The sequence below is a fragment of the Microbacterium oxydans genome, assembly GCF_000956525.1.
GTDB classification, from domain to species: Bacteria; Actinomycetota; Actinomycetes; order Actinomycetales; family Microbacteriaceae; genus Microbacterium; species Microbacterium oxydans_A.
In genome coordinates this window covers 206,516-219,574 of record NZ_JYIW01000023.1, presented here as the reverse complement: position 1 = coordinate 219,574, position 13,059 = coordinate 206,516, and the positions used below count along the sequence as shown (strand labels likewise).

Annotated in this window: 12 protein-coding genes and 1 tRNA gene; 1 reads left to right on the top strand and 12 read right to left on the bottom strand. The window is 69.1% G+C overall.

What is annotated here, in order from left to right; all coding sequences use genetic code 11:
- Nucleotides 1–148: 148 nt before the first annotated feature.
- Nucleotides 149–221 (bottom strand) — tRNA-Arg (locus tag RS83_RS08450).
- Between the two features lie 66 nt (nt 222–287).
- Complete coding sequence (locus RS83_RS08445; RefSeq protein WP_082071584.1) at nt 288–869, bottom strand: asparagine synthase; 582 nt, start codon at nt 867–869, stop codon at nt 288–290.
- 137 nt (nt 870–1,006) lie between these two features.
- Here RS83_RS08445 and RS83_RS08440 point away from each other — a divergent pair, with 137 nt between their 5' ends.
- Complete coding sequence (locus tag RS83_RS08440) at nt 1,007–1,846, top strand: SDR family NAD(P)-dependent oxidoreductase (protein ID WP_045279054.1); 840 nt, start codon at nt 1,007–1,009, stop codon at nt 1,844–1,846.
- A 12-nt stretch (nt 1,847–1,858) separates the two neighbouring features.
- Here the strand turns inward: RS83_RS08440 and RS83_RS08435 are convergent, their stop codons facing one another.
- The 10 genes from RS83_RS08435 to RS83_RS08390 form a co-directional block, all read right to left on the bottom strand.
- On the bottom strand, nt 1,859–2,716 hold the full coding sequence (locus tag RS83_RS08435; RefSeq protein ID WP_231587746.1) for a hypothetical protein: 858 nt from the start codon (nt 2,714–2,716) through the stop codon (nt 1,859–1,861).
- An 11-nt stretch (nt 2,717–2,727) separates the two neighbouring features.
- Complete coding sequence (locus RS83_RS08430) at nt 2,728–2,973, bottom strand: hypothetical protein (RefSeq protein WP_045279052.1); 246 nt, start codon at nt 2,971–2,973, stop codon at nt 2,728–2,730.
- Nucleotides 2,974–3,075: 102 nt separating this feature from the next.
- Nucleotides 3,076–3,735 (bottom strand): GntR family transcriptional regulator, encoded by a 660-nt coding sequence (locus RS83_RS08425; protein WP_045279051.1) that lies wholly within the window; start codon nt 3,733–3,735, stop codon nt 3,076–3,078.
- Nucleotides 3,736–3,855: 120 nt separating this feature from the next.
- Nucleotides 3,856–4,509 carry an NADPH-dependent F420 reductase gene (locus tag RS83_RS08420; RefSeq protein WP_269429883.1) on the bottom strand — a complete coding sequence of 218 codons (654 nt, stop codon included), beginning with the start codon at nt 4,507–4,509 and terminating at the stop codon, nt 3,856–3,858.
- A gap of 81 nt (nt 4,510–4,590) precedes the next feature.
- On the bottom strand, nt 4,591–5,034 hold the full coding sequence (gene sufU / locus RS83_RS08415) for a Fe-S cluster assembly sulfur transfer protein SufU (RefSeq protein WP_045279049.1): 444 nt from the start codon (nt 5,032–5,034) through the stop codon (nt 4,591–4,593).
- A complete protein-coding gene (locus RS83_RS08410; RefSeq protein WP_156153160.1) occupies nt 5,031–6,338 on the bottom strand; it encodes a cysteine desulfurase in 1,308 nt (435 codons plus the stop codon). Before RS83_RS08410 ends, sufU begins: the two co-directional genes overlap by 4 nt.
- A 61-nt stretch (nt 6,339–6,399) precedes the next feature.
- Nucleotides 6,400–8,169, bottom strand: a complete 1,770-nt coding sequence (treZ, locus tag RS83_RS08405) for a malto-oligosyltrehalose trehalohydrolase (protein ID WP_045279048.1) — start codon at nt 8,167–8,169, stop codon at nt 6,400–6,402.
- Nucleotides 8,166–10,514, bottom strand: a complete 2,349-nt coding sequence (gene treY, locus RS83_RS08400) for a malto-oligosyltrehalose synthase (RefSeq protein WP_045279047.1) — start codon at nt 10,512–10,514, stop codon at nt 8,166–8,168. Before treY ends, treZ begins: the two co-directional genes overlap by 4 nt.
- Nucleotides 10,511–12,721: a glycogen debranching protein GlgX gene (gene glgX / locus RS83_RS08395; RefSeq protein ID WP_045279046.1), complete on the bottom strand. Its 2,211-nt coding sequence runs from the start codon at nt 12,719–12,721 to the stop codon at nt 10,511–10,513. Before glgX ends, treY begins: the two co-directional genes overlap by 4 nt.
- Nucleotides 12,718–13,014 carry a hypothetical protein gene (locus RS83_RS08390; RefSeq protein WP_045279045.1) on the bottom strand — a complete coding sequence of 99 codons (297 nt, stop codon included), beginning with the start codon at nt 13,012–13,014 and terminating at the stop codon, nt 12,718–12,720. Before RS83_RS08390 ends, glgX begins: the two co-directional genes overlap by 4 nt.
- Nucleotides 13,015–13,059: the final 45 nt, after the last annotated feature.

Sequence of the window (13,059 nt, the reverse complement as noted above, 5' to 3'; positions counted from 1 at the left end):
CTCCCCCCCCTCCCGTCCCGCCCCTCCCGTGAGGGGTCGATACACGCCGCGCGAGCGGGCTCGGGCGCGGCGTGTATCGACCCCTCGCGGAGGAAGGGCACGAACGCAGAAACGGCACCCACCGAAGTGGATGCCGTTTCAACTACTGTGCGCCCGAAGGGACTCGAACCCCTAACCTTCTGATCCGTAGTCAGATGCTCTATCCATTGAGCTACGGGCGCTCCTGGACCGCTCAGCGGGCCGTAGAACAGCCTACAACAGTCGAGACGCGAAAGCGAAACGAGGCCTCAGTCGGCCTTCTCGGCGGCCTTCTGCTTCTTCGTCCGCTTGGCTTTGGCGCGCTGCTGCGACGACAGCGCCTGCAGATCGACGAGCCGCAGCGCCTGCATCCGCGCATCGCGCATGCGGTCGTAATCGGGGTCCTGATCCGGACGCATGCCCTCGACACGCAGTCGACGGTCGAGGTTGTGGCGCACGTCGGCCCACGCGGCCTCGCGCGCCTCTTCGACGATCACGCCGAGCTGCTTCGGGTCCTGCATCACGTCGCGCAGTCGCGCCGCGACGCCGGCCGACTGCTTGGCGCGGCGACGGAGGTTGCGCACATCGCGGTCGCGGTAGTCGTGCGTGCCCGATGGGTCGGAGTGTCGGCCTCTGGCCCGCTTGCGGAGCGCGGTGACGTTCTCGGCGGCGGCCTCCGACTCCTCGGCCATCGCCCGCAGCGCCTCGCGCGCGTCGTCGACGTACTTGTCGGTGTCGAACACCCCGTTCTCGGCGATCGTGCCGATGAGGATGTGGTTCTTGACGGCCAGGCGCGCGGCAGCGGTCGCTATCGCAACGCCTTCAGCAATGGCATCCGCAGTCCGTCCCACCGAAACCTCCCTCTCTGAGAGCGTACCGGTATCAATCGCGTCCGGCGTGGGTCACAATGGAGGAGAAACCGGGATCTCCGCACCCGGCCCGACACTGCGGAGACGGCGCGCGACGACGCGCGCCAGGAGGAGGAACGATGCGCCTCGACCTCACCGGGAGCACGACCGTGATCACGGGAGCCGCGAGTGGAATGGGCGCGGCCATCGCCCGCCAGCTCGCCGCCGAAGGGGTGCATCTCGCGCTCGTCGACCACAACGCGACAGCACTCGCAGCCGTCGCCGCAGAGCTCCAGGCGGGCACGACGGTGACCACGCATGTCGTGGATCTCCGCGACGACGAGGCGGTGTTCGCGACCGCATCCGAGATCGTCGCCGCGCATCCCGGCATCAACGCGCTCATCACCTGCGCCGGTTCATCCATGCTGGGCAGCCTCGACCAGCTCACGATGGAGGAGATGCGCTGGCTGACCGACGTCAACGTGTGGGGCACGGTCTCGATCACGAAGGCGTTGCTGCCGGCGCTGCGCCAGGCGCCGAGGGCGCACATCACCCATCTCGCGAGCATCTACGCGCTCGCCGCCCCCGCCGGACGCATCCCCTATGCCATGAGCAAGTTCGCGGTCCGCGCGTTCTCCGAGGCCCTTCGGCACGAGCTCGAGGGCTCGTCGGTCACGGTCGGCGCGATCTACCCGGCCGGGGTGCGCACCGGCATCATCCTGCACGGACGTTACGCCGCGGCGATCGATCCGGCCGTCGCCGCCCGGGCGGCATCGGCGCAGGCGGCGATGTACCACACGGAGCCGGCGGATGCCGCGGCACGCATCGTCCGCGCGACGAAGCGCCGCCGCGCCAGGACCATGGTCGGGCGGGAGGCACGGCTCGTCGATGTGCTCGTGCGCCTCGCTCCCGTCGCCTATTGGCGGGCGATGCGCGGACCGTTGCGCGAGGCCGTCGACACGACCACACCGACTCGCTGAGGCACGGCCGGATCAGCGGACGGCGCCGACCCAGATACCGGATGCCCAGGCCTGCTGGTCGCCATTGCACCCCTGATTCCCGGGGTAGCCGCGCACCACGGCCATGCAGTTCGCGAGGAACTCGGGGTCACCGCCGAACATCGACGAGTACGTGCCTGACGACGTCAGCGCACCCCAGACCCGGAACTGGTAGATGTGCGCGAGCTCGTGAGCCATCGCCCAGTTCAGCCGGTCGGAGCTCCACCCGGCGATGTCGGCGCGGTATTTGATGTAGCCGTTGCTGTTGGCGCAGGCTGCGGCGTTGCCGCCGCGGCAGGACGGCGACTCGTAGAGCCCGATCCCACCGCCACCCACCAGATCGAGCGCGGCGCGGACCCTGGCGTAGCCATCCGGTCCGCTCGTCGTGTACGCGGGACCGCCGGGACCGGCGCTGCGCGCGATCTGCGCGGCCTGCCACGTCGTCACCTCTTCGTTCACCTTCTCGGTGAGGGCGTGCACCGTGGCGGTCGCATTGGTCACGACCTGCGGATCGACCTGCTCCGCCAGCACGGTCTGCTGCGCCGAGAGCGCCGCCGCGAGATGCGCGGCGGTGTCGACCTTGCCGGTGGCCGTCGTCAGCGCGGTGCGGAGTGCTTCGATCTCGGCGAGGAACGCCGGGCGCACCGCCAGCACGGCCGCTCGGTCCGCGGTGTCGTCCTCTGCGCGCTCGAGCGCTCCGCGCAGGTAGTCGGTGCGCTGCTGCGCGGTTCGCGTGGTGTCGGCGAGCGCTGTGAACTCGGCGATGACGGCCACGCGATCACTCTCGAGGCCTTCGGCACGTGCGGCCACAGCGGCCGAGAGCAGCACGGCTGCGGTCACGGTGAGTGCCATCACCCGTCGCATCACTGCAGGAATCCCGTCGAGTCGGCGATCTCGGCATCCTGCTGCGCGATCTTCGAACGGAGGGCCGTGAGGGAACCGGCGAGATCGAGGTTCTGCGCACGCGCGACGTCGAGGCGCTGCTCGACCTGCGTGACCTGCGCGCGGACCGCCTCGATCGCGGCGAGTCGCTCCTGGTCGGCGACCACGACGAGCACCACCCCGCCGATCAGCAGCAGGCTTCCCACGGCGACAGCAAGACCTCGCATCTCGCTCCCCAGCACATCGCGTCAGACCCGGAACGATTCCGATACGCCCAATATATATACGCGCGCTGCCTCGACCGCTACTCCGGCCGCCCGCGCCAGGCGTCAGATCTGATAATCGCTGCTGATCAGGCGGCGTGCGGCGACGGCCTGCCCGAGTGCGAGGTGCCGCGGAATCAGAGCCCGAACGCGCTCGATGTCGCGGTCCTCCATCGCCTCGAAGATGACGCGGTGCTCTTCCGCCATGGCGAGCAGATCGTCGTGCTGCCCGAACAACCAGCGAAGGCGTGTGAAGAACACCCCGAGCAACTCGCTCAGCATGTCGTTGTCGGCGAGTTCGCCGGCGATCGCATGGAAGTCGGCCGCTGCGGCTCTGGCGGCGTCTCCGTCACCGACGGTCGCCCCGTCGAGCTCGGCCAGGTATGCCGCACGCAGCCGCGCGATCCCCGCCTCGTCGTGGCGCTCGGCGGCGAACACGAACATGAGCGTCTCGATCGCCTCGCGCACTTCGGCGAAGTCCTGGATGTCACGGTGGGTGAACTGTCGGACGACGGCCCAGGTACGCGGTCGGGCGACGACCACTCCTTCGCCGACGAGCGCCCTGATGGCCTCACGCACCGGAAGCCTCGACACGTTGAGTTCGGCGGCGAGATCGCGTTCGATGAGTCGCGAACCGGGCGCGCGTCTGCCGAAGATGATGTCATCTCGCAGAATGCGCGTCACTCTGACCGACTCGAGTTCGCCGGCCAACCCCGCCTCAGCCATGCACGCATTCTTGCACTCGGCGTGAACGTTCGCCAATTTGGTATGCCATCTGCGCACCCGATCGTGACATGGCGAGGGGGAGGATGCCGAAGCATCCTCCCCCTCGAACGTCACCGCCGATCAGGGCAGACGGTTCGCGATCGCGAGGTTGGCCTCGAGCTCGGCCGCGTTCTGCCGCACCACGTAGGCCGGACGGTCGCGCTCGACGCGCCAGGATTCGCTCAGCGGTCCGATGTTGACGGTGTCGAACCCGATCTCGTCGTACAGCCGAGTGACGAACGCGACGGCCTCTGCATCGTCGCCAGCGGTCGCGAGTGCGCGGCGGTTCTCGGTGCCGGCCGGGGTGCCGTCGGTGGTGATGTCGGATGCCTTGATGTGGTTGAACGCCTTGGCGATCTTCGATGTCGGCAGGTGCTGCTGCAACAGCTCGGACGTGGTCGTCTCACCCTTGTCGAGCGCCTCGATGTGGCCGTCGCGCTCGAAGTAGTAGTTGTTGGTGTCGAGCACGATCTTGCCCGCGAGCGGCTCGACCGGCACCTGGTCGAGTGCGCGCAGCGGCACGGTCACCACGACCACGTCGCCTGCCGCACCCGCCTCTGCCGCGGTGGCCGCCTTCGCCTTCTCGCCGAGTTCGTCGACGAGCGCTGCGAGCGTCTCAGGCCCGCGCGAGTTCGCGATCACGACGTCGTAGCCCTGCGCGACGGCCGCGCGAGCGACCTGCGAGCCGATGTGTCCTGCACCGATGATTCCGAGAGTAGTCATGTCTGGGCTCAACGCCGCATGCTCGCGAGTATTCCCCGACACGACACGAACCGACACGGAATCCGTGCCCTGCGGCCGACCGACTCGAAACCCTCAGGCCGACTTCCGCAGGGCGTCTTCCGCCGCGACCCACGCGAGCATCGCGCACTTCACGCGGGCCACATACCGCGAGACGCCGCCGAGGGCCGCAGCGTCACCGAGCAGCTCCTCATCGGGCTCGATCTTGCCGCGCGAGCGCATGGCCTCGCGGAACGCGTCGATCCGCACTTCGAGCTCCGGCACCGTGAGCCCCTCGGCCAGCTCTGCCAGCAGCGAGGCAGAGGCCTGCGAGATCGCACAGCCGTGCCCCTCCCAGGCGATCGCCTCGACGGAACCGTCGGCTGCGCGGTGCACCTGCAGGGTGACCTCATCGCCGCAGGTGGGGTTCACCTGATGCGACTGCGCGGCGATCTCGTCGCGCAGACCGAAGCCGTGCGGGGTGCGCGAGTGGTCGAGGATGAGCTCCTGGTACAGGTTCTGCAGGTCGCCGGAACTCATGCTCGCACTCCGAAGAAGTCGATGGCCGCTGCGACGCCGTCGATCACGGCATCCACCTCGGCCTCAGTCGTGTAGAGGTAGGTGCTCGCCCTGGTGGACGAGGTGATGCCGAGCCGCCGGTGCAGCGGCTGGGCGCAGTGGTGACCGACGCGCACCGCGATGCCGCGGTCGTCGAGGAACTGACCGACGTCATGCGAGTGGATGCCGGCGATGTCGAAGCTCGCGAGCCCGGCCCTGGGCAGGTCGATACCGGCGCCGAGCACGTGGACGCCGTCGATCGCGCCGAGTCCGTCGACCAGACGGTGCCCGAAGGCGGCCTCGTGCGCCGCGATGCGCGGCATGCCGACGGCCGTCAGGTAGTCGATGGCGGCGGCGAGCGCGATCGCCTGCGAGACGCGCTGCGTGCCGGCCTCGAAGCGCTGCGGCGGCGGCAGGTACTCGGCATGGGTGGTGGTGACGGTCGTGATCATCGATCCGCCGGTGAGGAACGGGGGCATGGCCTCGAGCAGTTCGCGGCGCCCGTAGAGCGCGCCGATGCCGGTCGGACCGAGCATCTTGTGGCCGGAGAGCACGGCGAAGTCGACGTCGAGCGCCCGCACGTCGAGCGGCAGGTGCGGCGCCGACTGGCACGCGTCGAGCAGCACGAGTGCGCCGGCGGTCCGCGCGAGCGCGACGATCTGCTCGACCGGGTTGATCACGCCGAGCACGTTGGAGACGTGGGTGACGGCGACGAGCTTGGTGCGCTCGGTGATGAACCGCGCAGCCTCGTCGAGGCGGAGGGCACCGTGGTCGTCGAGCGGGATCACCCGCAGGGTCGCACCGGTGCGTGCGGCGAGCTCCTGCCACGGGATGAGGTTGGCGTGGTGCTCCATCTCGGTCGTGACGATCTCGTCGCCCTCATGCAGCCGGAGACGCTCGGCGGCCGGTCCCCCTCGTCCGACCGAGGCGTTCGACAGCGAATACGCGACGAGGTTGATGGCCTCGGTGGCGTTCGAGGTCCAGACGACCTCGTCGTCATCGGCGCCGATGAAACGGGCGACGGTGGCGCGAGCGTCTTCGAACAGTTCGGTGGCCTCGGCAGCGAGCGTGTGCGCTCCGCGGTGCACGGCGGAGTTCATGGTGCTCGCGAACTCGCGTTCGGCGTCGAGCACGGCGAAGGGACGCTGCGATGTGGCTCCCGAGTCGAGGTAGACGAGCGGATGCCCGTTCACCTCGGTCTGCAGGATCGGGAAGTCTGCACGGAGGCGCCGCACCTCGTCCTCGCTCAGCGGGGCGAGCACGTCGACGGCAGGGGAAACGCTCATCCTTCTAGCTTCTCATCTGGCGTCGGTGCGCGGGTCGCCGTGTCCGCCACGGCGACCGTGCTCAGGCGAGCGGCGGCCCGACCACGGCGGCCGAGTCCACTGGCAGCGTGAGGCGCTTCCCGGTGTGCTGCACCTCGGCGGTCGAGAGCAGCACGACGGCGTCGGCGATCGTGTCGAACTCGACCGGTGCAGCCGTCAGGTTGACCAGCACCGAGCACGCGCCTCGGTCGATCCGGTACGCGCGGGCATCGGGTTCGGCGCCGGCCGGGGTCACTGTGACCACCGTGCGGGTCATATCCGGATCGGTGAGCTCAGGGCGCTCGCGCCGAAGCGCGGTCAGCGAGCGATACAGCGCCAGCAGCTCGGCATGCGCCGGGGCATCGAGCTCGGCCCAGTCGAGGTGCGAGCGCGCGAACGCGTCGGGGTCCTGCGGGTCCGGCACGGTCGCCGGGTCCCAGCCCATCCTGGCGAACTCGGCGATGCGCCCTTCGGCGGTGGCACGGCCGAGCTCGGGCTCCGGATGGGAGGTGAAGAACTGCCAGGGCGTCGATGCTCCCCACTCCTCCCCCATGAACAGCATCGGGGTGCCGGGTGCGGTCAGCGTGAGCACGGCCGCGACGGCGAGGCGCTCGGGCGACAACGTGGCCGACAGCCGGTCGCCCGCAGCCCGGTTGCCGATCTGATCGTGGTCCTGCGCGAACGTCACCAGGCGCCAGCCGGGCACGGTCGCCGGGATCGGTCCGCCGTGACGACGACCGCGGAACGACGAGTACGAGCCGTCGTGGAAGAACCCTCGCTCCGACACCTTGACCACGGCATCATCCGCCGCGAAGTCTGCGTAGTATCCCTCGACCTCGCCCGTCAGCGCGACGTGCGCGGCGTGGTGCCAGTCGTCGGACCACTGCGCCGTGAGACCGAACCCGCCGGCTTCGCGCGGCAGGATCAGCGTCGGATCGTTCAGGTCGGACTCGGCGATCAGGCTGAGCGGACGGTTCAGCTGCGCCGACAGCGCGTCGGAACGCTGCGCCAGCTCGCGAAGGATGTGGCTCGGCTGTTCGTCACGCAGCGCGTGCACCGCGTCGAGGCGCAGACCGTCGACGTGGAAGTCACGCATCCAGCGCAGCGCGTTCTCGATGATGTACTCGCGCACTGCGGGCTCGTCGAGGTTGATCGAGTCGCCCCAGGTGTTGCGGTCGCCGTCACGCAGGTACGGTCCGAACTCGGGCAGGTAGTTGCCGCTCGGGCCCAGGTGGTTGTACACGACGTCCTGGATCACGGCGAGCCCACGGGCGTGGGCCGCGTCGACGAAGCGCTGGTAGGCGGCGGGTCCCCCGTACGACTCCTGCACGGCGTACCAGAGCACGCCGTCGTAGCCCCAGTTCCACTCGCCGTTGAAGGCGTTGACCGGCAGCAGTTCGACGTGCGTGACGCCGAGATCGACCAGGTGGTCGAGTCGCTCGATCGCCGAGTCGAGCGTGCCGTCCGGCGTGTAGGTGCCGATGTGCAGTTCGTAGATGACGGCCCCCGCGAGCGGGCGGCCGGTCCAGGCGGTGTCGTTCCAGTCGTGGACCGAGGCGTCGAAGGCGGCGGATGCTCCGTGCACGCCGTCGGGCTGACGCGGCGACCGAGGGTCGGGGCGCAGGTCGTCGCTGTCGTCCAGCAGGAATCCGTATCGCTCGCCGTCGGCGAGGTCGACCTCGGCCTGCCACCAGCCGTCGCCGTCGGGGTGCGCCGGCGAGCGGGTGAGCTCGCGGTCCTCGACGGTCGCCCCGGCATCCGTCAGCCGTCGAATCCGCACACGTTCGGCGCGTGGCGCCCACACCTCGATCATCGGACCTCCACCAGCAGTGCGACCGGGTACCTGTCGAGCAGTTCGGCGAGCCGCACGGGGCCCGGCTCGATGCGACGGCCGGTCAGCACGTCGATCGCGGAGACGTCCGGTCGTACCAGCTGCGTCTCGCCCCATCCGCCCCGGCTCGCGAGCCCGACGGGAAGGCGGGTGGCCACGGCGGTCACACCGCCGCGGTCGACGGCGACGACGTGATCGGATGCTGCACCGATCGCGGCAGCCGGCCGGTACACCTGGAACAGTTCGGGGTTGTCGCGTCGCAGCCGCAGCGCGCGCGAGGTCACCAGCATCTTCGCGAGGCCGGTGTCGTCGATCGGCGGCAGGTCGCCACGGTCGGCATTCCGGTCGAGGAGGCGCAGCATGCGAGCACGCTCGGCGAAGTCGACCGGGCGGCGGTTGTCTGGGTCGACGAGGGAGTGATCCCACAGCTCGGTGCCCTGATAGACGTCCGGCACACCGGGGCCGGCGATCTGCAGCAGCTTCGCCGACAGCGAGTTCGAGCGGCCGGCATCGACGATCTCCGCGACGAAGCGGTCGAGCACTTCGCGGGCCGCACCGTTCGACGCCTCCGCGATCGCCTCGACACCGGCTTCGAAGTCGGCATCCGGATGCTGCCAGGTCGTCGACTCCGCGGCTTCCCTCGCGGCCTTGAGCCCGTAGGCGAGCAGCCGGTCCTGGTCGATCGGCCAGGCGCCGACCGCTGCCTGCCAGAGCAGGGCGTCGAACGGACCGTGGCCGGTCGTCGCGATCGCGCGCAGCTCGCCGAGCACCTCGGACCACCGCTCGGGGATCTCCGACAGCACGCTGAGCCGAGCGCGCACGTCTTCCGAGCGCTTCGTGTCGTGCGTCGAGAGCGTCGTCATCGAGTGCGGCCAGGTTGCGAGGCGCCGCTCCTGCGCCGCGTGGAACTCCTCGACCGAGAGCGAGGTGATGGACGGGTCGGCACCGACCTCTGTCAGCGTGCCCAAGCGCGTGAAGCGGTAGAACGCGGTGTCCTCGACGCCCTTCGCCATCACGGCACCACTGGTCTGCTCGAACCGCACGGACACCTCGGTCTCCGGATCGGCGAGCAGCGGCTCGAGCTCGTCGAAGGTCGAGGCGAGGTCGGGGCGACGTCGCCGGGCCTCGGCGAACGCGTGATCCAGGTGCTCGCGCCCGGCCGGCAGGTACGAGCGGTAGACGGGGAAGCACGCTGCGAGCTCGGCGAGCGCGTCTTCGGCAGCGACCACGCCGTGCGGCAGCGTGCGCACGAGGCGTCGCACCTCGGACTGCAGCAACGTGTCGGCGATCATGCGCTTGGTCGAGCGGATCAGGTCGGGCCATGCCAGGGCCTCGTCGAGTCCGGTGTCGGCACGGAGCCGAGCATCCAGTTGCGTGAGCGCCTCGACGCCGTCTGCATCGACGAACAGCCGGTCCAGCTCGGCAAGTGCGTCGTAGCCGGTGGTGCCGTCGGTGCGCCACCACGAGGGCAGCGCCTCGCCGGGTTCGAGGATCTTCTCGACCAGCGTGTACGCGCCGGCGGTGACGTCGGCGAGCTGGTCGAGGTACGCGCCGGGGTCGGCGAGTCCGTCCGGGTGGTCCACGCGCAGGCCATCCGCAAGGCCCTCGGTGAGCCACCGGACGATCTCGTGGTGCGACTCGGCGAAGACGTCCGGCAGCTCGACGCGGATGCCGGCGAGCTCAGACACCGCGAAGAAGCGGCGGTAGTTGAGCTCTGCGTTCTGGTCCTGCCAGAAGCGCAGCTCGTAGTTCTGGGCGGCGAGCAGCGCAGACACGTCGCCGGCCAGCTCGCCGGTGCCCGGTGCGAGCGGCAGCACGTGCTCGAAGTACGACAGCGTGCCGTCCGGAGCATCCGCAGCCGGGGTCGTGTCGACCACGAATTCGCCGTTGTCGATCGCGGCGCTGGGAACCGACCCGAGGATCGGCAGCCGCACTTTGCCAGCCCCGAGTCGCCAGTCGATGTCGAATGCGACGGCGTGCCGAGATGCCCGGCCAAGGCGCAGCACATCCCACCACCACGGGTTCTCGCGCGGCACCGAGACGCCGACGTGGTTCGGGACGGTGTCGATCAGGATGCCGAGGTCTTCGTCACGCGCAGCCTCGGCGAACCGCCGGAGTCCCGCCCCGCCGCCGCGACTCTCGTCGATGCGCGAGTGGTCGACCACGTCGTACCCGTGGTCCGATCCCGGCGTCGCAGCGAGCAGCGGCGAGAGGTAGGCCCACGACGCACCCAGCTCGCGCACGTACGGCGTGACTGCGGCCGCATCGTCGAGCGTGAATCCGGCGCGGATCTGCAGGCGATAGGTCGAGACGGGTCGCCGGGTCATGCGCGGTGCTCCGCGGTCGGCGCTGGCGCAGACAGGACGGACTGCTCGCTCTGCACCCGCAGCGAAGCGTTCACTGAGTCGTCGACGACGATCTCGACGGGTTCGGCCTCGCACAGCACCAGCAGCGACTTGGCCTGCAGTTCGATGCTGTCGCCAGCCGGCACCGCGGATTCGTTGCCGCGTTCGCCTGCCGTGTCGATCATGATCTGCCAGCTGTCGCCGTGGCGGTCGTCCGGCAGGGTGAGGTCGACCGCCTCGTCACCGCTGTTGAAGTACACGAGGAAGTTCTGATCGGTGACCGGTCGGCCCCGCAGATCCTTCTCGCGGATGCCGTGCCCGTTCAGGAACATGCCGACGGAGAGCCCGAAGCCCGAGTCCCAGTCCTCCGGCGCCATCGGCACCGCATCCGGTCGCAGCCAGACCACGTCGGGGATCCGTTCGCCGTCTTCGGCGCGCACCGGTCGACCGTCGAAGAAGCGACTGCGTCGGAAGGTCGGATGCGTGCGACGCAGCCGGGTGACCGCCGCCGTGAACTCGATCAGCGGGTGGTCGGCGGCATCCCAGTCGACCCAGGTGATCTCGTTGTCCTGCGCGTAGCCGTTGTTGTTGCCGCCCTGTGTGCGGCCCAGCTCGTCACCGTGCGAGATCATCGGCACGCCCTGCGAGAGCAGCAGCGTCGCGAGGAAGTTGCGCTGTTGCCGAGCCCTCGCCCGGTTGATGGACTCGTCGTCGGTCGGACCCTCGACCCCCATGTTGGAGGAGCGGTTGTGCGATTCGCCGTCGTTGTTGTCTTCGCCGTTCGCGTCGTTGTGCTTCTCGTTGTACGACACGAGGTCACGCAGCGTGAAGCCGTCGTGCGCGGTGACGAAGTTGATCGAGGCGACCGGCCGGCGACCGGAGTGCTCGTACAGGTCGGCCGAGCCGGTGAGGCGCGACGCGAACTCGCCGAGCGCCTGCGGCTCTCCGCGCCAGAAGTCGCGCACGGTGTCGCGGTACTTGCCGTTCCACTCGGTCCACTGCGGTGGGAAGTTGCCCACCTGGTAGCCGCCGGGCCCGACGTCCCACGGCTCGGCGATCAGCTTGACCTGCGAGACCACCGGATCCTGCTGCACGAGCTCGAAGAACGTCGAGAGCTTGTCGACGTCGTAGAACTCGCGGGCCAGCGTCGAGGCGAGGTCGAAGCGGAAACCGTCGACGTGCATCTCGGTCACCCAGTAGCGCAGCGAGTCCATGATGAGCTGCAGCGCGTGCGGGCTGCCGGCGTTGAGACTGTTGCCGGTGCCGGTGTAGTCGGTGTAGTAGCGGCGGTCTTCTTCGAGGCGGTAGTAGGCCTCGTTGTCGATGCCGCGCATCGAGAGGGTCGGGCCGAGGTGGTTGCCCTCTGCCGTGTGGTTGTAGACGACGTCGAGGATGACCTCGATGCCCGCCGCGTGCAGGGCACGAACCATGGCCTTGAACTCCTGCACCTGCTGGCCGAGCTTGCCGCTCGACGAGTACTCGCTGTGCGGGGCGAAGAAGGCGAGGGTGTTGTAGCCCCAGTAGTTCGAGAGCCCCTTCTCTTCGAGCGTGGAGTCATGCACGAACTGATGCACCGGCATGAGTTCGATCGCGGTGATGCCCAGGTGCACGAGGTGCTCGATGATCGCCGGGTGCGCGATGCCGGCGTACGTGCCGCGCAGCTCTTCGGGGATGTCAGGATGCCGGAAGGTGAGGCCCTTCACGTGCGACTCGTAGATCACGGTCTGCGCATACGGGGTCTTGGGCAGTCGGTCGCCGGCCCACTCGAAGAACGGGTTGATCACCACGCCCTTCACCATCGCGGCGGCGGAGTCCTCTTCGTTCCGGGAATCGGGGTCGCCGAAGTCGTAGCCGAACAGCGACTGACCCCACTCGATCTGGCCGGACACCGCCTTGGCGTAGGGGTCGAGCAGCAGCTTGTGCGGGTTGTAGCGCTTGCCCTCTGTCGGCTTGTCTGGTCCGTACACGCGGTAGCCGTAGAGCTGTCCTGGCTGCACAGACGGCAGGAAGCCGTGCCAGACGAACGCGTCGAACTCGGTCAGGGGCACCCGTTCCTCGGAGCCGTCCTCGTCGAAGAGGCAGAGCTCGACCCGTTCGGCGCCTTCGCTGAACAGGGCGAAGTTCGTGCCCTGTCCGTCGAAGGTCGCCCCGAGGGGGTACGGCGAACCGGGCCACACTTCGTGGCTCACAGGGCGCGCTTCCGCAGGCGCACAGCAGCGGCGCGATCGAGCACGACCTGCACGGCGTCATGGAAATCGTGCGTCTGCGCGATCTCCTCGGAGTTCAGATATGGGCTGCCGAAGTAGCAGACGAAGACTGGCGACACCCATTCAACGTAGCCGACAGGCCCGTCGCTCAGCACGACGTAGCGGTCGAGGTCGACGCGCTCGTACACAGCCTCGGCAGGAGCGCTGTTCTCCTCGGGAGTGGCGTCAGTGCCTGCAGATTCGAATTCAGGAGCGGTGGGGGCTTTCGCAGACATGCGGACTCCTTTTTCTGTTGATGCCCCTCACGGTATGCGTGCATA